At 62.1% G+C, this 20,618-nt stretch carries 19 protein-coding genes and 1 tRNA gene; 9 read left to right on the plus strand and 11 right to left on the minus strand.

Annotated elements, in window-relative coordinates:
- Positions 1-536 precede the first annotated feature (536 nt).
- Positions 537-911 carry a c-type cytochrome gene (locus IFT57_RS22530; protein WP_192152721.1) on the minus strand — a complete coding sequence of 125 codons (375 nt, stop codon included), beginning with the start codon at positions 909-911 and terminating at the stop codon, positions 537-539.
- Between the two features lie 113 nt (positions 912-1,024).
- Here IFT57_RS22530 and ampC point away from each other — a divergent pair, with 113 nt between their 5' ends.
- Both ampC and IFT57_RS22540 read left to right on the plus strand, forming a co-directional pair.
- Positions 1,025-2,185 (plus strand): class C beta-lactamase, encoded by a 1,161-nt coding sequence (gene ampC, locus IFT57_RS22535; RefSeq protein WP_244657405.1) that lies wholly within the window; start codon positions 1,025-1,027, stop codon positions 2,183-2,185.
- A gap of 73 nt (positions 2,186-2,258) precedes the next feature.
- The gene (locus tag IFT57_RS22540; RefSeq protein ID WP_192152722.1) at positions 2,259-2,819 is read left to right on the plus strand and encodes a hypothetical protein; all 561 of its coding nucleotides are present in this window, start codon (positions 2,259-2,261) and stop codon (positions 2,817-2,819) included.
- A 250-nt stretch (positions 2,820-3,069) separates the two neighbouring features.
- On the opposite strand, the gene IFT57_RS22545 is transcribed toward IFT57_RS22540, so the two are convergent.
- The 8 genes from IFT57_RS22545 to IFT57_RS22580 all read right to left on the minus strand — a co-directional run bounded on the left by IFT57_RS22545 (position 3,070) and on the right by IFT57_RS22580 (position 11,792).
- Positions 3,070-4,362, minus strand: coding sequence for a sensor histidine kinase (locus IFT57_RS22545; protein ID WP_192152723.1), 1,293 nt, complete (start codon positions 4,360-4,362; stop codon positions 3,070-3,072).
- Positions 4,363-4,508: 146 nt separating this feature from the next.
- Positions 4,509-4,585, minus strand: a tRNA-Val gene (locus IFT57_RS22550).
- Between the two features lie 104 nt (positions 4,586-4,689).
- Positions 4,690-5,415, minus strand: a complete 726-nt coding sequence (locus IFT57_RS22555; protein ID WP_192152724.1) for a UPF0149 family protein — start codon at positions 5,413-5,415, stop codon at positions 4,690-4,692.
- Between the two features lie 23 nt (positions 5,416-5,438).
- The gene (locus tag IFT57_RS22560; RefSeq protein ID WP_192152725.1) at positions 5,439-6,425 is read right to left on the minus strand and encodes an asparaginase; all 987 of its coding nucleotides are present in this window, start codon (positions 6,423-6,425) and stop codon (positions 5,439-5,441) included.
- A 13-nt stretch (positions 6,426-6,438) separates the two neighbouring features.
- Positions 6,439-7,629: a hypothetical protein gene (locus IFT57_RS22565; RefSeq protein ID WP_192152726.1), complete on the minus strand. Its 1,191-nt coding sequence runs from the start codon at positions 7,627-7,629 to the stop codon at positions 6,439-6,441.
- A gap of 12 nt (positions 7,630-7,641) precedes the next feature.
- A complete protein-coding gene (locus tag IFT57_RS22570; protein WP_192152727.1) occupies positions 7,642-8,535 on the minus strand; it encodes a nitrilase family protein in 894 nt (297 codons plus the stop codon).
- A gap of 129 nt (positions 8,536-8,664) precedes the next feature.
- A complete protein-coding gene (locus IFT57_RS22575) occupies positions 8,665-10,602 on the minus strand; it encodes a flavin monoamine oxidase family protein (protein WP_192152728.1) in 1,938 nt (645 codons plus the stop codon).
- 206 nt (positions 10,603-10,808) lie between these two features.
- Positions 10,809-11,792, minus strand: a complete 984-nt coding sequence (locus IFT57_RS22580; protein ID WP_192152729.1) for a 2-hydroxyacid dehydrogenase — start codon at positions 11,790-11,792, stop codon at positions 10,809-10,811.
- 219 nt (positions 11,793-12,011) lie between these two features.
- Between IFT57_RS22580 and IFT57_RS22585 the strand changes: the two genes are divergently transcribed.
- Positions 12,012-12,893 carry an alpha/beta hydrolase gene (locus IFT57_RS22585; RefSeq protein ID WP_192152730.1) on the plus strand — a complete coding sequence of 294 codons (882 nt, stop codon included), beginning with the start codon at positions 12,012-12,014 and terminating at the stop codon, positions 12,891-12,893.
- Between the two features lie 104 nt (positions 12,894-12,997).
- The gene (locus IFT57_RS22590) at positions 12,998-13,909 is read left to right on the plus strand and encodes a formate/nitrite transporter family protein (RefSeq protein WP_122795201.1); all 912 of its coding nucleotides are present in this window, start codon (positions 12,998-13,000) and stop codon (positions 13,907-13,909) included.
- A gap of 12 nt (positions 13,910-13,921) precedes the next feature.
- Here the strand turns inward: IFT57_RS22590 and IFT57_RS22595 are convergent, their stop codons facing one another.
- Positions 13,922-15,001: an MBL fold metallo-hydrolase gene (locus tag IFT57_RS22595; RefSeq protein ID WP_192152731.1), complete on the minus strand. Its 1,080-nt coding sequence runs from the start codon at positions 14,999-15,001 to the stop codon at positions 13,922-13,924.
- Positions 15,002-15,187: 186 nt separating this feature from the next.
- Between IFT57_RS22595 and IFT57_RS22600 the strand changes: the two genes are divergently transcribed.
- From IFT57_RS22600 to IFT57_RS22615, 4 genes are all read left to right on the plus strand, one after another.
- Positions 15,188-17,320, plus strand: a complete 2,133-nt coding sequence (locus IFT57_RS22600; RefSeq protein WP_192152732.1) for a putative bifunctional diguanylate cyclase/phosphodiesterase — start codon at positions 15,188-15,190, stop codon at positions 17,318-17,320.
- A 118-nt stretch (positions 17,321-17,438) separates the two neighbouring features.
- Entirely contained in the window at positions 17,439-18,629 is a 1,191-nt protein-coding gene (locus IFT57_RS22605) for a GAF domain-containing sensor histidine kinase (RefSeq protein ID WP_192152821.1), read from the plus strand.
- 87 nt (positions 18,630-18,716) lie between these two features.
- Positions 18,717-19,118 (plus strand): YidH family protein, encoded by a 402-nt coding sequence (locus IFT57_RS22610; RefSeq protein ID WP_192152733.1) that lies wholly within the window; start codon positions 18,717-18,719, stop codon positions 19,116-19,118.
- On the plus strand, positions 19,115-19,444 hold the full coding sequence (locus tag IFT57_RS22615; RefSeq protein WP_192152734.1) for a DUF202 domain-containing protein: 330 nt from the start codon (positions 19,115-19,117) through the stop codon (positions 19,442-19,444). The genes IFT57_RS22610 and IFT57_RS22615 overlap by 4 nt, the downstream gene beginning before the upstream one ends.
- Positions 19,445-19,448: 4 nt before the next feature.
- On the opposite strand, the gene IFT57_RS22620 is transcribed toward IFT57_RS22615, so the two are convergent.
- The gene (locus IFT57_RS22620) at positions 19,449-20,084 is read right to left on the minus strand and encodes a DUF998 domain-containing protein (RefSeq protein ID WP_192152735.1); all 636 of its coding nucleotides are present in this window, start codon (positions 20,082-20,084) and stop codon (positions 19,449-19,451) included.
- A 119-nt stretch (positions 20,085-20,203) separates the two neighbouring features.
- On the opposite strand from IFT57_RS22620, the gene IFT57_RS22625 reads away from it, so the two are divergent.
- Positions 20,204-20,611 carry a GNAT family N-acetyltransferase gene (locus IFT57_RS22625; RefSeq protein WP_342030373.1) on the plus strand — a complete coding sequence of 136 codons (408 nt, stop codon included), beginning with the start codon at positions 20,204-20,206 and terminating at the stop codon, positions 20,609-20,611.
- The last annotated feature ends 7 nt before the right edge of the window (positions 20,612-20,618 follow it).

Below are 20,618 nucleotides of genomic sequence, written 5' to 3' on the forward strand. Positions count from 1 at the left end.
GCGCGCATTCTACGCTAGCCTCACATCCTGTCAAGCGTTTATTTCGAAGTATTTAGTTAATCTCTAACAACTTCAACCGCTTGCGCTTTCGATTGCTCGTCAGCGGGAGGCGAATATTACTAGATTTTACGGGTGAGTCAACACCTCTTTGCAAAACTTTTCACCCCATCGAGACCCTTCACGCCATCGACATAGTGCCGTCATGGACCTGGCAGCGCGCACTCAGGTCGATGGGGCTCGATCTGGCATACGTGCTGGCGCTTGGGATCGCCCATGGGCAGCTCGCGCTGCGAGGCCGGCCCTTTTCGCCAAGGGTCTGGCGGGTTCATGGGGTCTGTCATATAGACACCACTTGAAGCGCATCCCGCCAGACACACCACTATTGCCAATATTGCTTTCCGCATCCAATGCCCTCTTGAAAAGGATTGGAGAATACGAAGGCAAGCCAGCCTGTCAAAGAGGCTGGTTCCGAGATTGTCGTAGGATGCTGCCTTGAGGTCCAAGCCGGACGTGTGCTGACCGTGTCCTTCCCAGCTTCAGGGATTGCTCTTGAGGTACTCAAGCAGGTCGGCCATCTTTTGATCGTTGCCGAACCACCACAAACGCATTTTGGTACCAGGTACCACATCGCTGGGTGCCTCGACGAAGGCGGCGATCTTCTCGGACGTCCAGACGATGCCCGAGTTCTTCATCTCGGCAGAATAGCTGTAGTCCCTGGTGCTTCCTGCCGCGCGGCCGATCACGCCGTTTAGCTGCGGGCCGAATGCGGCCTGGGCACCGCGGCCTACTTTGTGGCAACCGCCGCAATTCTTGTCGAATGTTGCCTGGCCAGCTACGGCGTCTCCCGCAGCCAGGGCGTTGGCCTGCAGCGGGACCAGTAGCGCGAAAAGCGCGCAGGTTACTGATTTCATGTTTCCTCGGGGGTGTTGTTACAGACGCTCATCATAACGGCTGACACACCAAAGAGAGATGCCGGGATAATGCAGGGTGATCACTGCCGATAAAAACGAAAAAGGAGTCACTCATGCGCAGATCGCGCACAGCCATGGTCATGGTGGGTTTCGCGGCAATCACGACTGCATGGCCGGGCGACGGCACCTATGCCGCGCAGCCTGCAGTCGAACGCCTGGTAAAGGCTCGGGCCGAATCATTGATGGAGCAATACAACATTCCGGGCATGGCGGTCGCCATCACTGCCGGTCGCCAGCAGCTGTTCTTCACCTATGGGCTGGCGTCGCGCGAGACGAAGGCGCCCGTGACCGCAAACACACTGTTCGAGCTTGGCTCGATCAGCAAGACTTTTACTGCCACCCTAGCTACCTACGCGCAAGCCAATGGGCAGTTGTCCCTGAGCGATCATCCCGGCCAGTATCTGCCGACATTGCGCGGCACACCGCTGGACCAGGCGTCCCTTGCCGACCTGGGCACCCACAGCGCCGGCGGATTCCCTCTGCAACTGCCGGACGACATCCAGAACACCGCACAACTGATGACGTACTTTCACGACTGGCAGCCCACTTATGCACCGGGTACCCGGCGCAGCTACGCGAACCCCAGCATTGGGTTGCTCGGTATGATCGCAGCCACGAGCATGAAGATGCCGTTCGGCCAAGCCATGCACGACAAACTGCTTCCTGGTTTGGGCCTTGCTCACACTTACCTGAATGTCCCAACTGCGCAGTTGCCGCTCTATGCGCAGGGTTACGACAAGAACGACCAGCCGGTGCGGCTGAACCCTGCGGTATTGGCCGAGGAAGCCTATGGCTTCAAGTCCAGTGCGCGGGACATGCTGCATTATGTTCAGGCACAGATCGGAGCGGTGGCCTTGCCTGCGAAGCTGCGCGAAGCGCTGGACGCCACGCAAAGGGGCTACTTCAAGGTAGGTGGCATGACGCAAGCCCTGATCTGGGAACAGTACGGCTACCCCGTCGCGCTCGATACCCTGGTGCAAGGCAATTCCAATGCAGTAGCCCTGACCACCCAACCCACAAGCCCGCTGGAGCACCTGGACGAGGTATGGGTAAACAAGACCGGGTCCACCAATGGATTTGGCGGGTATGTGGCGTTTGTACCGTCACGGGGAATCGGCGTTGTACTGCTGGCGAACAAGAATTATCCGAACGAAGCGCGGGTCAGGTTCGCCCATGAGTTGGTCCAGGCACTGGACCAGCGACTGGACAAGTAGGGCGTTCACGCACGTTCTCAAGCCCATGGGTCTGGAGTAGGATCCGAGTCCTGACCTTATTGGAGTTTCGTCGATGCGCCGCACTTGCCTGTTTCTCGCTCTCACGCTCGGCCTGGTCAACGCGGCCTGGGCTGCCAAGCCAGCACCGAGCGCCCCGAAAGTGCAGACCGTCAAGACGCTCGACGGCAAGTTCATGTTTACCCTGCCTGCGGGGTACACCGCCAACCCGCTGCCACCTGCCGATCCGAAAAGCGACGCTGCAGGTGCCAAGGGGATGATGTACATGAATGAAAGGGAAAGACGCGTGGTGGTGACCACTGAGCTGCCCATTCCCAAGGGTGGGCATGCTGCCGACAACGATGATGAGTTCCTGACGGGTGCTACTGCAGGTTTCATCAAGCAACAGGCGACTGCACTGCCTGACTTCAAGAAGACTGCGGAAAAACGCATCACCTTGCGAAAGCTGGGCGTGGAGCAGATCGACAGCACCGCGACAATGGGCGGCGGCGCAACCATGACGACCACGTTCGTGGCCGGCTCCGGACAGACCATGTCGGTTGTGCAGGTGATTTCCCGCGCCAGTGACCAGACGGGTCATGCGGCCATGGTCAAGCATATCGTGACGGGCAAGTAACGGAATCGGCCCACCCTGCCCGGCTGTGGCAGGGGGTTTGCTGTGCGCAGGACAAAGCAGCGCCCAACAAAAAACCCGCCGAAGCGGGTTTTTTGTCTAGCCATTCCAACATCCTGTCAGCAGCTTCCTTGCAATGGCCGGTCGTCCCTGACCCTGAGTCGCATCCTTCGTCTCAGTTAGTGAGGCTAGATTACTGGGATCACGGTGATCGCAATAGAGGCGATTGGAGCCACGACGTGTAAGTGATTCGCTATACCGCTGCTGCCCGGCGCAACCAAAGGGTCACAGTGGTGCCCTCCCCCGGCCGGCTCTCGATCCGTGCGATACCGTCTGCGCTCGACGCGAAACCGTACACCTGCGACAACCCAAGCCCCGTACCCTGTCCGGCAGTCTTGGTGGTATAGAACGGTTCGAAGACCTGGGCCAGTACGTCTTCCGGGATGCCCGGCCCGTCGTCCGCAACGCTCAGGCAAAGGTAGGTACCGTCGGCCAGTTGGGCGTCGCCGCAGACGACACGTTCACAGGTGGCCACGCGGATCTGCCCGGCACCGCGCAGCGCATCGCGCGCATTGACCAGCAGGTTGAGCAACGCAGCGTCCAGTTGATGGGCGTCGCACATCACCGCCTGTGCTGGCGCTTGCAGATCCAGCTGCACCTTCGTCGACGTACCGAGCGCGCGACCGAACAGGTCACTGTTGTGCTCGATCCGCTCGTCAAGTACGACCGCCTGCACGCTGGGCTCTTCGCGACGGGCGAAGGCGAGCAGGTGATGAATCAATTGCGCGCCCTGCCGAACCGCCTGCAGACCAATTTCGGTAAGGCGTTCGACTTCCAGGGGCTTGCGTGCCTTGAGGCGAGTCATCTGCAGGCTGGCACTGACGGCCTGCAACAGGTTGTTGAAATCGTGGGCGATACCAGCAGTAAGTTGACCCAGCGAGGAAACCCGTTGGGCGTGGCGCAGGGTCTGCAGGGTTTGCTGGTGCTCGCCCAGCACGCTGTCGAGCTGACGGGACAAGGCGAGGGTCTGTTGCTCGCGCTCGGCACTGAGCAGGCGCAACTCCAATTGCGCAGCCGTTTGCCGTGCCAAGGCCTGCAAGGCGCTGCACTGCGCCGCATCCAGCGTACGCGGCACGGTATCGATGACGCATACCGTCCCCAGTGCCAAACCCTGACGCGAGATGATCGGCGCGCCGGCATAGAAGCGGATGTAGGGAGGGCCCAACACGAGCGGACTGCCCATGAAGCGCGGATCCAGATGAGTGTCCTGCACGATCATCACGGCATCAGGCGCAAGAATGGCATGGGCGCAGAACGCCAGGTCGCGGTGGGTTTCGGATACGTCGAGCCCCACACATGCCTTGAACCACTGACGCTCGCGATCCACCAGAGAAACCAGGCCGATGGGCGCCTTGCACAGCTGAGTCGCCAACTGGACGATATCGTCAAAACCCGGCTCCGGGACACTGTCGAGCACACTCAGATGTTCGAGCGCAGCCAGGCGTTCGGACTCGTCGATAGGCGATGGGGCCGGGCTGTGAGACATGCAAAAGGCCAAGTGAAGGAATTGATCGGCGATAATGCGCGCGGTGAGCCATGGCGGCAAGCATGTGCGGGCATATTGCGCATGAACGAAAAAGGGCGACCCTTCCGGATCGCCCTTCTGCACCGCCCAGCAGAGCGGATTTTGTTTGGTAGGCGCGATTGGACTCGAACCAACGACCCCCACCATGTCAAGGTGGTGCTCTAACCAACTGAGCTACGTGCCTGCTGTGGCGCGTAATTCTACGGATTGGTGCGCCACTGTCAACGGCAATTTGCCGTCACTGGTAAAAAAATCGCTCACTTGCAGTGGATGCATTCGATGCGTCCGTCAATGCAGGCAGCATTGCTTGAACTTCTTGCCGCTGCCACACGGGCAGGGATCGTTGCGACCCGTCTTGGTGTCGGCAGTGACGGGCGTCTTGCCCGGACGACGCTCGAACCAGTACTGGTGCAGACGGATGGCGGCCATCTGAATCATTTCCATGGCCTCCTCGGCGTCCAGTTGCTCGCCTGATGCGTCATGCTTCAAGAGGTCGACACCCTGCGTGTGCAGCGTGATCAATGCCAGCAGGTCCTGTTCCTGATCAGGCATGTCGAGCCAGCTGCCGCCCACCACAACCCCACGCTCATAGCCATAGCACCAGTCCTCGACACTGACGACGTCTTCGTCGTCGAACAGATTGAAGATCGGCGCGAAGTTTTCGAAGTCTTCCTCCAGCAACATGGCCAACTGATTCATGTGCTGGATGAGGAGGTCGAAGAATTTCTCGAACTGCTTGTCGTCCTTGAAGACCGGCAAGTGATCAGGCCCACCCCACAGCGCTGCGTACCAGTCGTCGAAAGCGATTGCCTGAGGGCACGAAACGATGGCTGTGAAAAAGCCATCGAGCTCGGAGATGCTGCCGACCGATTTCTCGCTGGCGTATTGCCCCAGTACGTCTTCCACGTAATCCAGTTGTGCGTCGGTCAGCGCGTCATTGCTGATGTTGTAGGCCATGGTCTGCTCGGTCGGGTCATCAAAAAGAATGCCCGCATTGTAGCCGCCAGCGTGCACGATGTCCCCGGATCTGCTGCTGATCAGTTGTCCGACGGGCTCAGGTAACGCCTGATGTCTTGCTCTTGGCCGCTACCAACCAACATCCACAGCAGGATCCTGCATTTGCGCGGGCAGAGAAAGCCGCCCATCACGGCGCCTTTCGCCTGCAGATCCACCTCGCCGCCTACAAAACCGTAACTGCAGCTGGCCGTTGGCCCACTGCCCGTGCGAGTGGCCACTATGACTGGCATATGCTGGGCAATGACTTGCAGGCTGGCGGCCCAGCACTGCGATACATGCCCGGCGCCGAAACCGGCAATGACCAAGCCCCGATACCCGGCGTCGACGACCCTGTCGAGCAACAAGGTGTCTGCATCCAGTGTGGCCTCCAGCAGCAACACGGTGTGATCGGTTCGGGTGGGATACGGCAGGCAGCAGCGCGCTGCAGGGGCGGCGGCGTAGTGCACCCGACCTTCGATCATCAAGCCAATCGGCCCGTAGGGTGCCGAGACGAAGGCATCCATGGCCAGGGCAGCCACCTTGCGCACCCGGGACGCCGCGTGCACCTGATCGTTGATCACTACCAACACGCCACGCCTGCGGCTGTGTTCGGCCAGCGCCACCTGACTTGCAGCCAGCAGATTCGCCGGGCCATCGGCACCGCAATGCGATGCCGCACGCATGGCGCCCGTCAGTACCAGAGGTTCGTCGAGATCCCACAGCAGGTCGAGGAAGAAGGCGGCTTCTTCCAGGGTATCGGTGCCTTGGCTCAAGACCACGCCGACGGCCCCGGCCGTGACACAGCCACGGGCCCATTCCAGGGCCTCGAGCAAGGCTTGGAAACTCATGGAGGCGCTAGGCAGTAGGCTCAGTGTGTGCACCTGAACCTCGGCCAGCGACGTCAATTCGGGCAGCAGATCCACCATGCCCTGCCCGCTCAAGCTGGGCTGCACACCCGCCCCGTTTGCCGGGGCCTGCATGCTGATGGTGCCGCCCAGGGCACCTACGGAAATTCTGGGTAGAGCCATGGGCGGTACTCCGTCAAAGGTTCGAGCTGCCGATGATCAGGCCGATCAGCGGAAGGATGAGCACAGTGCTGATTGCCATGGACAGCACGTTGCCGATGTAGCCATGCATGTAGGATGGCAGCCGCTGGCTGATGGCCACGGCAAGCGGCGGGGCCAGCAGTGCGCCCAACGCGGCACTGAGGATGATCACAGACAGGCTGCCACCATGGACCAGAATGGCGGCGGGGGCTACCGAGACGACAGGAATGTAGGTCGGATACCAGCCGCGGGCAATCCATTGGTGGCGCCAGATCAGCACACCCAGCGCTGAAGCCAGGGTTTGCGCCGCCAATAGTTGCAACAGCCAACCGGAACCGTAGAACGGACTGGCCGGATTCAGCATCAGAGCCAGCAGCGCGCCCAGCACCAACCCCAGGCTTGCCCATTCATTGCCGAAAAACGGCGCCTCGGAGAAGTCCGCAAGGATGCGGCGCAAGGTCCAGCGCACACCGTAATCCGGCGTCGGAGCCATTACCGGTGGCGCTGTCGCCGGTGCCGCATCGGGCCTGACCAGCACTGGGAAACGCTTGCACAGCAGGAAGCCGATCATGCTGCCCACGGCCATGCCGGTGACATTGCCGATCACCACTGGCAATACCAGCGGGGTACACACGTACTTGACGATGAGCAGGCAGGCCGGGGTGATCAGCACGGCGCCCATGACGGCCCCGGTGAGCGCCACGCGCCAGCCACGCCCGAACAACAGCACCGTGGCCGCTGGCATGGACACGAAAGCGACGAAGGTTGGTTGCCAGGTATCGGCCGACAGCGTCCAGCCCCAGAGCAGATTGCCCAGACCCAGGCCGAGCAGCGAGCTGGTCACCACCCACGGCCATAATCCAGTGCCGTAGCAGATGGCGAAGCCCTGCCAGCGCTTGCCGGTGTGATTGGCCCACCAGCCTAGCCCTGCACCCGCAAGCAGGCCGATGGAGGCAAACTCATGCTTGTAGAACGCGACTTCGCTGATATCACCCACCACCCAGCGCCACCAGGCCGCGGGATGGTGCAGATTAGCCATCATGTCGCCATAGCTGGGCCACAGCGCATCGACGGCCAGCAGCTTGCCGCTGATCACGGTCAGGGTAATGGCCAGCGACAGTATCAACAGGCCAGTGAGGGTTCCGCTGGATGTGCGGGCTTGTGTGTCGTGCAGAGAAGTTTGCATGACCAGCCCTCCTCAGCGCGGCAGCGCGACGTGACGGTCATAGCCCAGCATCGAGCCATAGAGGTCGACCCGGCGGTCGCGCGGCAGGTCGTTGAGGCTGTTCCAGATCGGTGCACTGCGTGCAGAGACGAGGTCGATGTCGGCATAAAGGATGGTTTCCTCTTCGGCTCCGGCCACCGCGCTGAGCGGCCAACCGTTGGTTCCGGCGATCAACGAACAACCGAGGAAGCGATCGCCGCGGTCGGTGCCAATGCGATTGGCCGCAGCGATGAAGGTGTTGTTGACGTGTGCTGCAGTGATGGTCAGGTACGACGCCATGCATTTGCCGGTTTCATCGAACAGGGGCGGCGGCGTCCACACCCAGTTGTTCAGGCTGCAGATGATGTCGGCACCCTGCAGGCTGAGCAGGCGTGGCACTTCCGGAAACCAGACGTCCCAGCAGATCATCAGCCCAATGCGCCCGATAGGCGTTTCGAACACCGGAAAACCGAGGTTGCCGGGACTGAACCAGAGTTTTTCAAGGTTCCAGAGATGTGCTTTGCGGTACTTGCCGATGAAACCTTCGGGGCCTACCAGCACAGCGCAGTCGTAAAGCTTGTGACCATCGCGTTCCGCCAGGCCGGCGGCGAGATAGACCTGATGTTCGCGTGCGAAGTCGATCCAGGCCTGCGCGCTGGGGCCTTCCGGCACGCCCTCGGCCAGCGCGAACGCTTCTTCGCGGTTGCGATAGGCGTAGCCGGTGTTGGCCAGCTCCGGCAGCACGATCAGTTGGGCGCCCCCTGCAACGGCGCGCTGGGCCAGGTGAAGGCTATGGGACAGGTTGAACGAGCGATGTTCGAGGCCACATTGTGGATCGAACTGAACGACAGCGACCCGCACGGGGCTGATAGCGGAAGCAGAGGACATGGAGGCACCTTTTTGTTGTTTTTGGATTGCCTCCGCATGAAAACGCATTCATTTAGATGATAAAACCGGACGCTTCCCAAGCATCTGTAGGATTAATCCGGCAAGTAGTGCCAAGGAGTACCAGGTCGTTCAGGACTCGGTGCCATACCGAGGGTAATGGGACAGATCGAATCCGCCGTTGAACGCGGCACCCTGGTTGGCGCAGAGGTTGATCACCGCATCCACGGCGCCGCGCAGCGCCGGTTCGGTCCAGCCGGCGTCGACCGAAAAAGACTCACCCGCGAAGTACAGCCCGGACAGGCTGCTGTAGTCGCGGTTGTAGCTCATCAACCCGACCGCATCCTGGTAGGCGCCGGCGCGGTAGAGTTTGGCGCAGCCCAGCGCATTGCGGTCCGTGACCCAGCGCTGCACGCGTGCATTGGTGGTGTCGATGAACGGAGAAATGCGCGAGCCGACATTGCTGCAGCGCAGCAGGATGCGGTCCAGCTCGCGCACACAGTTGTCGACCAGCTCGGCATCGCTGAACGCTGCCAGCTTGGTCGCATCGTCCTCCCAGGTGTAGCTGAGCAGGATGCAGTCATAGGCATAGCTGTCGTTGTAGCGATAGGCATAGACGTCGTGCACAAAACTGTCGGTGATGAGTATCTGCGGTATGTCACGCTTGGCCTGGAGAAAGGTTTTCTTCAGCGGCGCGTAGACTTTGCAGCTGGTTTCCCAGTGTGCGGTCTTGTAGGCATTGATGGTGGGCTGGGGCAGCATGGCCGGGGTGAAACCCGCCACCTGGATGCGCGTTTCGAGGATCCAGGAGGGCACCGTGACGATGACCGAGTCGAACCTCTGCTTCACTTGCCGGCTGGCCAGTGCGTCGCTTTGATGCCAGCGGTAACCCACTTCTATGCGGCCGTCGGCCAGTCGCGTGAGACTGTTCACCGGGCTGTCGGTAATCAGGCCCGCAGGCTGCTCGCGCAATCGCTCGTAGGGCGAGCGAGCGCCCTCCTTCAAGGGCATGAACATCAGGCACTCATCCAATGCGGCCAGACCCAGGTAGCGAGGTGGGGCGAACGACACGCCCTTGGAGTCGGTCACGGCCTGCTCCGTCAGGAACGGAGCGGCCAGCGGCTTGCCCTGGCCATCGACGCGACCATGAACCAGTTGCAGATGGCTGCTGAAGCCGAAGATCGCGGTGCGCAGCGGATAAAGGCTGCACACGTCATAGAAGGCGCCCCAACTGCCGTCGCCTATGCCGATGGCGTAGAAGATCGAAGATTCGTCGGCCGACATGCCCAGGCCACCGAAGTCTCCTGGCTGGTCGGGATCCCAGAGAGCGATGGCTGGAGAGCGAACCAGTTCGCGGAATGGTACATGCTGGTAGCGCGTGACAATGGCAGACCACAGGGCCGGCCACTCTTCACTGCCGAACACGACGGCGACCCGGGTCGCCATGCGCTCGGCGAACAGCTTCCATTTCTGGTAGACGGCTTGCAGCACGGCGGTCGGCGGCGACGTGCTGCCGTCGGGGTTGTTCCAGATCAGCAACTGAGGTTCGGTCTGCCCTTCAAGTTGACCTTCGCGCAGATAGATACCGGTGGAGCGTACGAAGGGCGTGCCGGGATTGGGGAAGTCCGAGGTCTTGAGGTCGTAGAGGCCAGCGTAGTAGGCCATCAATGAGCGGCCATCTACCGGCGCCTCGCCAGTGCGATTGAAAAAGGGCATGCGCATGGCGCCCATTTCGAAAGGCGTCGAGGCCGTGGATTGAGGGTTGTCGACCTGCACGGTGAGGTGACGTCCGCCGAGGCGGCGCGACTGCTCGATCAAGGTGATGCGTTCGAAGCCACAGCGCAGCAGTTCGCGGGCTGCCACCAACCCTGCAACGCCCGCGCCGATGATGCAGATGCGGTGGTGTGGGTTACCTGCGTGCGCAATGCCCCCGGTTTGTTCGAGCAGGCGGCGATAGTCGAAGCATAGATCCGGAGGGTTGGGAAAGCGGGCGGCCCACGGCAGGCTGGCGGGGTTTTGCACGGCGGCCGCGATGTCGGCGGGATGGTTGTGGGATGAGCCAATGGTCATGAATGACAGTCCTTGTCGGTCGGATTGAGGAGGCGTCAGTGTGCGAAGCCGTGGTGCGTCCAGGCAGAGGGATTGGGGGGCTGCGGTGTAGGAAGGATTTGGGGCGTATGTGGGAAGCAGGTGCGGTGGTTCAGGGAAGTTGCGGTGTGGCCGGACGCGGCTCGCGCCGCTGCTACAGGGGGCCGGGTGTGTCGCCGCGTCGGGTGTTAGACGGGACGGGGGTTTGTAACGACGTTCTGGAGGGGCTGGCCTTGGTGCAGCCGGTTGATGTTGGCGGCGATGAAGGCGTAGCGGCGTTCGAAGAGGCCCTGGGTCCAGCCGGAGGCGTGGGGCGTGCAGTAGGCATTGGACAGGTCTTCGAAGCGGTGGTGAGCGGGTGCGACCGGATCGGTGTCGCCGCTGGGATAGCTGTACCACACGTCCAGGTAGGCCTTGGCGATGAGGTTGTCGCGCAGGGCATGGTAGAGCGCGTGCGCGTCGACCACGGCGGCGCGGGCAATGTTGATCAACACGGCATCGTGGCGCATCGCGGCAAACTGCGCAGCGCCGAACGCGCCGCGGGTGCGCTCGTTCAATGGGCAGGTGAGGATGACGAAATCGGCACGCGTGAGTGCCTGGTCGAGCTCATCGGGGGTGTACGCCTCGTCCATTGGGCCTTCGACACGTCCGCCGTTGGCGCGAGCGGAAATGGCGATGACGCGCAGGCCGAAAGCCTGGGCACGGGTGGCAACAGCCTGGCCGATACGGCCGAAGCCGACGATGACCACGGTCTTGCCGAACAGCTCGCCGCGCGGCTGACGCTTCAGGTAGGCGCCCGTCCAGTGTTCGGTACTGAAGCGCGCACGAAGAACCGCCAGCTCGACCTGGTGTTCGAGCATGCAGGCCAGGGCGTATTCAGCCATGGGAATTTCATGCTCGAACACATTGCAGACAGTGGCACGGGGGGGCAGCGCGGCAAAGTCGATGCCGTCCAGGCCGGCGCCGGGTACCTGCAACAAGCGGAACGCCGGTGCGGGGCCAGTGCGCTGGAAGCGCATCGAGACCAGCACATCGGCGCCTTCGATCTGCGCGTCCCAGGCAGCCGATTCCTGTGCCTCGCGGGGCAGCGCAACGAATTGCGCCGGGTGGTCCAAGGCAGCGGAGAGCTCCTCGCGGTGTGTCGCGGCCTCTCCCACCATCACGATTTTCATCTGTCGTCCTCCTGTGGCGTAGCGCTGCCAGCAATGGTAGCGCAAACATCGTTAGTGGGCGGACAGTAGAAGATCGGCTCGGCGATGGCAATAGAGCGTGCGCAGTGCGCACCGGACAACCGCCCCGAGCGGCCCCTGACACCGCTTGAAATCAATTTGCAATGAACAGCCTCTGGTGCGTCCCTGTCCAGTACTCAGAACCGTTTGGAGTTTGCATGCATGGCGACACCTACCACCGCGCCACGTCGTCGGCGTTGGCTGCCCTTTCTGCTGCTGGCTTTGGCTATCGGTGTGGGCTTGCCGTATGGCTGTTCGCAACTGGCCTATAAAGAGCGGCAGCTGCTGTTCAACATCGAACCGGGTACAGCCAGTTGGTACTCGGGATTGCCCTCCGGGGTGACCGAGCTGCAGATTCCGGTCGAGAAGGCCTTGAGCAGTACCCAGTACCTGCATGCATGGTGGTGGCCAGCGCCGCGGGCCGATGCACCGGCGGTGCTGTATCTGCATGGCACTCGTTGGAACCTGACGGCACAAGTGCGGCGTATCAGTCAGTTGCGCGAGCTGGGCTTCTCGGTGCTGGCCATCGACTACCGCGGTTTTGGCGAAAGCCCTGGCGAGCTGCCGTCGGAGCGCACCGTGTACCAGGATGCCCAGGCTGCCTGGGCCCGACTGGTGCAACTGCAGCCCGACGCCGAGCGACGATTCATCTATGGCCATTCGCTGGGCGGTGCCATCGCGGTGGATCTGGCAGAGCATCTGGCCGAAGGTGACGAACCCAAGGCCGCCGGGCTGATCGTGGAGTCCACTTTCACCGACCTGGCCGCCGCTGCAGCGGCTGTGGCCAATACGTCCCTGCCCGTGCGCTGGATCATGTCGGAGAAATTCGACTCCATCGACAAGATCGGCGACATCGGGATTCCGGTGTTGATCGTTCATGGTCTGGATGACAGCTATGTGCCCGCGCGTTTCAGCCAGGAGCTGTTCGACGCCGCTGCCGAACCCAAGCGGTTGCTGCTGGTACCCGGGGGTACGCACAACAACAGCATGACCCTGGGCAGCCAGGCTTACGCCAAGGCGCTGCGCGAGGTATTCGGTTTGTAGCCGACGCCCGGCGGGCAGTAACGCAACTTATTCGGCGCCCTGAAGGTCTGTGCTGTGGCAGCCGTGCACCGGGCACGCGCGCCACCGCATTCGCAGGAACCTCCATGGAAAAGCACGAACCCAGCCTTGATGCTTCTGAAGCAGACGGCAAGACCCCTGGCCTGTCGGCCGACGAAAAAGCCGAGGTCCATGAAAACCAGCCGCCCCGCGCGGCGGTGCTGCATGAAACCATTCGCATACAGGGTGATCACGAACTCGAACGCACGGTAGCCGCCTTGTGGTGGTCTGCCTTGGCTGCCGGGCTGACCATGGGACTGTCGCTGATGGCCATGGGTCTGTTCAATTCACGCCTGCCCGATGGCGAAACCAGCAAGGTCATTGCCAGCCTGGGCTATTCGGCTGGCTTTCTTGCGGTGATTCTGGCACGCCAGCAATTGTTCACCGAAAACACCCTGACGGCCGTCTTGCCGATCATGAGCAAGCCGAGCCTGAGCAACTTCGGCCGGCTGTTCAAGCTGTGGGGCGTGGTCCTGGCAGGTAACCTGGCGGGGACCTTGCTGGTGTCCTACGTCATGCTGCATTTGCCGATCTTCGATGCCAAGACCGATGTGGCCTTTCTGGAAATTGGCCGCAAGGTGATGGAAAACGACCTGTCGCAGATGTTTTCCAAAGGCATCATCTCGGGCTGGATGATCGCCACCATGGTGTGGATGATCCCTTCGCAGGAAAGCGCCAAGATGTGGATCATCATCCTGGTTACCTACCTGATGGCACTGGGCGACTTCACCCACATCGTCGTGGGCTCGGCGGAGGTCTCCTACCTGGTGTGGGCAGGCGAACTGGACTGGAAAGCCTTCTGGCTCGACTTTGCCGCACCGACGCTGGCCGGCAACATCATCGGCGGCAGCTTCATTTTCGCCCTGATCAGCCATGCGCAGATCAGAAGCGAAAGCGGCCTGCCGCCCAAGGACGATGGCCAAGGCAAGGCGCGCAAGGAACCCAACGCCGACGCTTGAGCTCGTGCCGCATCAGGGCGTCGGCACGGGGGCCGGTGAATCGACCTGCTCCCACCAGTGCACACCGGCCTGGGGATTGCGCATGTCGACCCGCTCCCCCATGCGCGGCGTGCTCAACGGCACGTCCCTGGCCTGGGCCAGTGCGCTGATGCGATCAAAAGGTTCGTGCCAATTGTGTATCGACAGGTCGAAGGTCCCATTGTGGATCGGCAGCAGCGTCTTGCCGCGCAGGTCCAGGTGCGCCTGCAGGGATTCTTCGGGCTGCATGTGCACGTTCGGCCAGGCGACGTTGTAGGCACCGGTTTCCATCAGGGTAAGGTCGAAGGGACCGAACCGCTCGCCGATCTGCTTGAAGCCTGGGAAGTAACCGGTATCGCCGCTGAAGAACAGCCGGAAGTCCTTGTCGATGACCACCCACGATGCCCATAGCGTGCTGTTGCTGTCGAACAGGCTGCGCCCGGAAAAATGCTGCGAAGGGGTCGCCACCAGACGCAATCCGCCCACCTCTGTTTCCTGCCACCAGTCCAGCTGGCGCACCTTGCTGGCAGGCACGCCCCAGTCGAGCAGGCGGTCGCCTACGCCCAGAGTGGTCAGGAAGTATTCGGTCTTGTCTGCCAGCGCCTTGATCGCGTGCTCGTCCAGATGGTCGTAGTGGTCGTGGGACAGGATAACGGCCTTGATCGGCGGCAGGTCGGCGATGCTGATCGGCGGCTGGTGGAAGCGCAACGGGCCCGCCCACTGCACAGGCGAGGCGCGCTCGGAAAAGACCGGGTCGGTCATCAGGAACTGGCCATTCATCTTCAGCAGCACGGTCGAGTGCCCCAACCGCCACAGGCTGTAGTCCGCCGCCGCCAGCAGTTGCTGGCGAGACAGGCGCTCGACGGGCAACGCTGCCTGCGGACGGGTGCCTGGCGGCTTGCTCAACAGCAGGTATTTGATGCCGATGCGCAGCTTCTTCATGAAGCCGTCCTTGGGCAGGACCACCTGATTGCGATACTGGCCGTCCTCGCGCAACGAGGTTGGCAGTTCTTCGGCGTTAGGTGAAAACGACGTCATAAGCGCAAGCACTCCGAAAAGCAGTGGAATATTCATGCAGCCCTCTGGCTGGAAGATGCGTGTTACAGCATACGCTTTCGGCCTGGCGTGAGAAGCCCGTGCTCGGCCCGGAGCGCCGGGACAGTGCCTGCATCCGGCGCTTGGTCGCCCATCGGGAACCATGTCGCGGCCGCAACCGTCCAGATGAGCTCAAGAAACGTCTGTTCGCAAGGACCGCTGCTCATGAATGTTGTTGATGCCGCCAACCCTTCCCGCTATTCACGCCGCGCACGGCTTCTGGTGCTGGCGTTCGTGCTGCCCATCCTTGCCAGCGTGGTGATTGCTGGCGGCGCCGTGCTCGGCGTTCCCGGCTCGGTGGATCGCGCCGGCAACCCATCGGCAGAAACGGTCGCTGCGGACAGCGTGAGCGGCGAACGCGATCTGGGTGATAACAGTGGCCGGCCGCTGATCTCCCTCGAAGATGCCGGCGCAGGACTCCCCGTGCAGACGCCACCACCGGGTGGCGAACCGCTCTGGAGCATGTCGCTGCCGACGATTGCCGTACTGCTAATGGTCGTATTGGGCGTCTCTGGCGTGCTGTTGCTGAGGACGTTGCGCAGCTTGCGCGACATCGACCAGGACCATGCGCGGTTGCAGAACGAGCATCGGGCCCTGCAATCGAGCGAAGAGCGCCTGCGTGACCTGACCAGCGCCAGTTCGGACTGGATATGGGAGACCGACGAGTTCCTGCGGGTCAGTTATCTGTCCTCGGAATTCACCGCCTCCACCGGGTTTGCTGATGATGCCTGGCTGGGCCAGCCCATTGAACTGCTGCTGCAGTGCGATACCCTCCCTCCGGGCCAATGGCTGCAACAGTTGGGAAACACCACCACAGCAGCAGGGGCTGGTCAGTTGCGTTGCAGCTACCGCGACAGCGCCGGGCAGATGCGCCATAGCCGCATCGCCGCGCGGCCCATCGTGCTTGAATCGCGCGTGGTCGGTTATCGCGGCACGCTGGTCGACATCACTGACCAGGTCAGTGCCCAGGCTCAGTTGGCCCACCGCTCGACCCACGATGCCGTGACAGGCCTGGGGGATGAGCATGCCCTGACACGGTTCCTCGACCAGACCCTGGCCGACCGCCTGCGTCCGTTGCCATTGACCTTGCTGTTGCTGGATCTGGAAGGATTCGACGAACTGCAAGAGGCCCTGGACCAGCCCGCGCGCGAATGTGTTCTGCGCACGGTTGCCAGCCGCCTGCGCGACAGCACGCGCAGCAATGATCTGGTGACACGGCTGCACGCCGGACAGTTCATGCTGGTACTGGCCAGCATCGACGAGATGATCGAGATCGAGCATTTCTGCCAGCGCCTGATCAACAACATCCAGCGTCCGATCGTGCATGGCATCAAACAGCTACAGGTGGGTGTGAACATCGGTGTGGTCCATGACCAGCCCGCACGTGGCGATGCCAACGAGTGGATTCGCTGCGCGGACGTTGCCTTGCGTCAGGCCAAGGCTCGGGGCGCCGGCAGTTGGCAGCATTTTGCGCCCGCCCTGGATCGGCAGAACCAGCTCAGGCAACTGGAAAACGATCTGGCATCAGCCATACGCCACGAACAGCTGCTGCTGCACTTTCAGCCCAGGTTCAGCGCCGAGGCCGACCGAGTGGTCGCCGTTGAGGCACTGCTGCGCTGGCAGCACCCGGTCGAAGGCTTGCTTACCTCGGACGTTTTCCTGCCCTTGGCCGAGCGCAGCGACTTGATCGTAGCGATCGGCCGCTGGATGTTGGGTGAGGCCTGCAAGGCAGCACGCCACTGGCCACAGTCGATTGCCGTGTCGCTGAGCCTGGCACCGGCGCATTTCAGCCGCGGCGATGTTGCGCGTGATGTTCGTGACGCGCTGGCCGCTGCCCGCTTGCCTGCAAGCCGTCTGCAGGTGCAGGTCGCCGAGCAGGTGATGCTGGGCTGTGCAGAGGGTGCCGTGGGTGCGCTGAACGCTCTGAAGGAATTGGGTGCAGGTCTGATTCTCGATGAGTTCGGCAGTGGCTACTGTTCCCTTGGGTATCTGCGTCTGTATCCCTTCGATGGGTTGAAGATCGACCGGCGCTTCGTTGCCGGCATGGCTGACCACACGCGGGATCGCGCAATGGTGCGCGGGATGATTGACTTGGGCGAGGCCATGGGGGTGCGTGTGATCGGCGCCGGTGTCGATACCGTGCAACGGCTGCTCGCCCTGCAGCATGAGAGATGCGTGGAGCTGCAAGGCGATCATCTGAGCAAGGCCCTGGATCAAGCCACACTGGGGCCGTTGCTCAAGCAGCAGAGCGCCGCGCGCAGGTCTCACCCGCTGCCGCAGGCGGGTGAGTACAGCTGATATAAACTGTGCGGACCGAAGATTTTTTTACAGGCTCGAACGGCATCGCTAGAATCGGTGCACCGTCCGGACACGACCAGGCAATGGTTCCGGCATGCGCAACCACAATGGGCACTCCATGGGCACAACTGCAGCAGCCGACATAGCCACCCTCGCGCGTATCGACGCGGTCCCGGCAATCCTGCAGGTCATCTGCGAAACCACCGGGATGCGTTTCGCCGCAGTAGCCAGAGTCACCGAAGATTCGTGGATCACCTGCGCGGTGCTCGACAACATGGGCTTTGGCCTGGAAGTCGGCGAGGAGTTGGACGTGACCACTACCCTGTGTCACGAGATACGCGCCACCCACCAGACCGTCATTATCGACAAGGTCAGCGAAGACGAGGTGTACTGCAACCATCACGCGCCGCGTATCTACAAGTTCGAAAGCTACATATCGACGCCCATATTCCGCGCCGATGGCAGCTTTTTCGGCACCATCTGTGCACTCGATCCACGGCCCACGTACTTGAAGGGCAGCACCATCGAGCCAATGATGCAATCGTTCTCGCGTTTGCTGGCGGTGCAGATGGAGAATGAAGAACGGCACCAGCGAACGGCCACCGCGCTGCTGGAAGAACGTGAAATGGCCGATCTGCGTGATCAATTCATTGCGGTGCTCGGCCATGATCTGCGCAATCCCCTGTTTGCCATCAATGCCGGCTCTGAGCTGCTGCAGCGACGCGTCACGGATGAGCGCAGCCTGGGCATCGTCAAGCATATCCAGACCAGTGCACGTCGCGCTTCGCAGCTGATCGAGGATGTGCTGGATTTTGCCCGGGGCCGACTCGGGGCCGGTATCGTGGTGGACCTGCAGCCCGATGCCGACCTGACGCGAAGCCTGGAGCACGTGGTCTCTGAGCTGCAGCGCATCCATCCCGACCGGGTCATAACGATGGATGTCGACGACCTTCAAGGCGTGCTGTGCGACAAGGAGCGCATTGGCCAACTGCTTTCCAACCTGGTGTCCAACGCCATCATCCACGGTGCCGCGGACAGCGAGGTGCGTGTGTGCGGCCGAATGTCCGATCAGGCATTCACGCTGTCGGTACATAACCGCGGGCCGGCGATCGCCGAGAACGTGCGCTCGCAGTTGTTCAAACCTTTCGCCCGGCCAAGCGTGCGCAGCCCACGCGGTGGCCTTGGGCTGGGCTTGTACATTGCCTACCAGATCGCGCTGGCCCACGACGGTCGACTGGAAGTCGCCTCGAGCGATGAAGACGGCACGCAGTTCAGCTTCCACCTGCCCCTGACCACCAGCGGCGCCTGAGGCCGGGGCGACACGTGCGGAAAGTGGACGGCACGGCGGCCGGCAGTGGTAGCATCGCCCTACTTCCACACCCTGTCTGGCAAACACATGGCGAGACCTGACCCCGGGATCCCCCCCACCCATGGACAACGCAGCGCGCGGCAGCTGAAGCTGCTCACGGGCGGCAGCGAGCCCGACCCACGCTTCACGCTGGCTAACGAGCGCACATTTCTGGCCTGGATTCGCACGGCGCTGGCCTTGATGGCCGGCGGCATCGCCGTCGAAGCGTTCACCGCAGACGTGTTCGCACCCGAGTTTCGCAAGAGCCTGGCGGTCATCCTGCTGCTGCTGGGTATGCTGCTCAGTGGAAGTGCGAGCCTGCGCTGGCTGAACGTGGAGCGGGCGATGCGTCACAAGCAGCCCTTGCCCATTCCGTTGCTGGTGCCGCTGCTGTCCATTGGCGGTGCGCTGGTCACTGCAGCGCTGATAGCTTTCGTCGTACTGCGATGAACGTGCCGCACGCGGGGCATCAGGACGAAGGGCTGCAGCCTGAACGGACGTTGCTGGCGTGGGGGCGAACCCTGTTGGCGATGCTGGTGGCGAGTTTGTTCTTTCTGCGCTGGATGCCCAACCACGGCCGCTTCGCCGGCGGCTTGATCGCATTCACTCTGCTGGGGGCGTTGCTGATCTGGCTGAGCCAGCGGCGTCGATACCGCTGCAGAGTGGAAGGGATCAGCCGCGCGCGCTTCCCGGCCGACGTGAAGGGCGTGCTTGGCCTGGGCAGCATGGTCACAGTGATCGGCGGCGCGGCGATCTGGATCACCTTGATGACGTGACGCCTCAAGCGTAGTCGTTGCGCTCGGACTTGAGCAATGCCCAGGCCAGCCCGGCGACCCACAGCAGCGAGGCGAAGTAGTTGACTCGCTGGAACAGGCCGAAGCCACGGCCCACGTCCATGGCCGCTGCCATCCACGGCAGGCAGCCCAGCGCGAACAGACTGCAGATCAGGGACAACCAGACCAGACCCTTGCGGCCCTCGCGGCGTGCCACGACAATCCACAGTGCACTGGCGAGCGACAGGCTTGCCGACATGATCACGCTGGCGATGGTATGCAGGTTCTGCTGCGTCGAAGGGTATTGCAGGGAACAGCCGACGTCGCAGGTGAAGTACCCAGCCGCCAGGCTTGCCAGACCGTACACGATGATGAGCGAGGCGCTCAGCCGCGCCAGGCGCAGATGGGCATGGCCCGCGTACAGGCCAATACCGAACGCTATCGACAAGAGGCCCAGCGGGTACTGACCGAGCCAGGCCCAGAGGGCGTGAGTGGGTGCATCGGTAGCGCCCAACAGACCCATTGCCTGATCGATGTGGCTGTACCCGGCATACAGGCTGCCGGTCACGATGAGGCTTGCGGCCAGCCATAGCGGGCTGATCAGGCCAGCCAGGTAGAGTAATTTGCGAATCGGCTGCTGCACAGCGCATCTCCGTCATAAAAAAGAGGCCCGGACCTTACTACAGCGTCGGTGCCGTCACGAAGCAATTTTTCCCGCCGTGGGGCAAACCCGGCGCTTTGGCAATAACAGGATACATTTACGTGGAATTCATCGAACTGCCGCCCTGTGCGCGACCGCTGCTGGACAAGTTCTACAAGTTGCAGAACAGTCGGATGCGCAGCGTGGGCAACGCCCGCTGGTGGGTAGCACGGAGCGACGAAATCGTTGCAGGTTCGAACTTCCTGCCGGTGCTCGGGGGGCACTGGTTGACTGGCCTGCACGTGGCTGTCGATCAGCGCAACAAGGGCTTGGGCCGACGTTTGCTCAGCGCCGCCCAGACCACGCTGGGCGGGCCGGTATGGTTGTTTTGCGAACCGCCATTGCGTGGTTTCTACCTCAGCCTCGGCTTCGAGGATGCGACCACCCTGCCTGCCGAGCTGACCCAGCGCCTGCAGCGCTACCGAGCCAGCAAGAACTTGCTGGCCCTGGTGCGTCCGATTGCTGCTTGATCTGCAT

It is taken from the genome of Pseudomonas sp. CFBP 13719, from assembly GCF_014842095.1.
GTDB lineage: Bacteria > Pseudomonadota > Gammaproteobacteria > Pseudomonadales > Pseudomonadaceae > Aquipseudomonas.

Coding starts and splice junctions, on each gene's coding strand:
- IFT57_RS22530 (WP_192152721.1), bottom strand. CDS start 911: ATGAAATCAGTAACCTGCGCGCTTTTCGCGCTACTGGTCCCGCTGCAG.
- ampC (WP_244657405.1), top strand. CDS start 1,025: ATGCGCAGATCGCGCACAGCCATGGTCATGGTGGGTTTCGCGGCAATC.
- IFT57_RS22540 (WP_192152722.1), top strand. CDS start 2,259: ATGCGCCGCACTTGCCTGTTTCTCGCTCTCACGCTCGGCCTGGTCAAC.
- IFT57_RS22545 (WP_192152723.1), bottom strand. CDS start 4,362: ATGTCTCACAGCCCGGCCCCATCGCCTATCGACGAGTCCGAACGCCTG.
- IFT57_RS22560 (WP_192152725.1), bottom strand. CDS start 6,425: ATGGCTCTACCCAGAATTTCCGTAGGTGCCCTGGGCGGCACCATCAGC.
- IFT57_RS22565 (WP_192152726.1), bottom strand. CDS start 7,629: ATGCAAACTTCTCTGCACGACACACAAGCCCGCACATCCAGCGGAACC.
- IFT57_RS22570 (WP_192152727.1), bottom strand. CDS start 8,535: ATGTCCTCTGCTTCCGCTATCAGCCCCGTGCGGGTCGCTGTCGTTCAG.
- IFT57_RS22575 (WP_192152728.1), bottom strand. CDS start 10,602: ATGACCATTGGCTCATCCCACAACCATCCCGCCGACATCGCGGCCGCC.
- IFT57_RS22580 (WP_192152729.1), bottom strand. CDS start 11,792: ATGAAAATCGTGATGGTGGGAGAGGCCGCGACACACCGCGAGGAGCTC.
- IFT57_RS22585 (WP_192152730.1), top strand. CDS start 12,012: ATGGCGACACCTACCACCGCGCCACGTCGTCGGCGTTGGCTGCCCTTT.
- IFT57_RS22590 (WP_122795201.1), top strand. CDS start 12,998: ATGGAAAAGCACGAACCCAGCCTTGATGCTTCTGAAGCAGACGGCAAG.
- IFT57_RS22595 (WP_192152731.1), bottom strand. CDS start 15,001: ATGAATATTCCACTGCTTTTCGGAGTGCTTGCGCTTATGACGTCGTTT.
- IFT57_RS22600 (WP_192152732.1), top strand. CDS start 15,188: ATGAATGTTGTTGATGCCGCCAACCCTTCCCGCTATTCACGCCGCGCA.
- IFT57_RS22605 (WP_192152821.1), top strand. CDS start 17,439: ATGGGCACAACTGCAGCAGCCGACATAGCCACCCTCGCGCGTATCGAC.
- IFT57_RS22610 (WP_192152733.1), top strand. CDS start 18,717: ATGGCGAGACCTGACCCCGGGATCCCCCCCACCCATGGACAACGCAGC.
- IFT57_RS22615 (WP_192152734.1), top strand. CDS start 19,115: ATGAACGTGCCGCACGCGGGGCATCAGGACGAAGGGCTGCAGCCTGAA.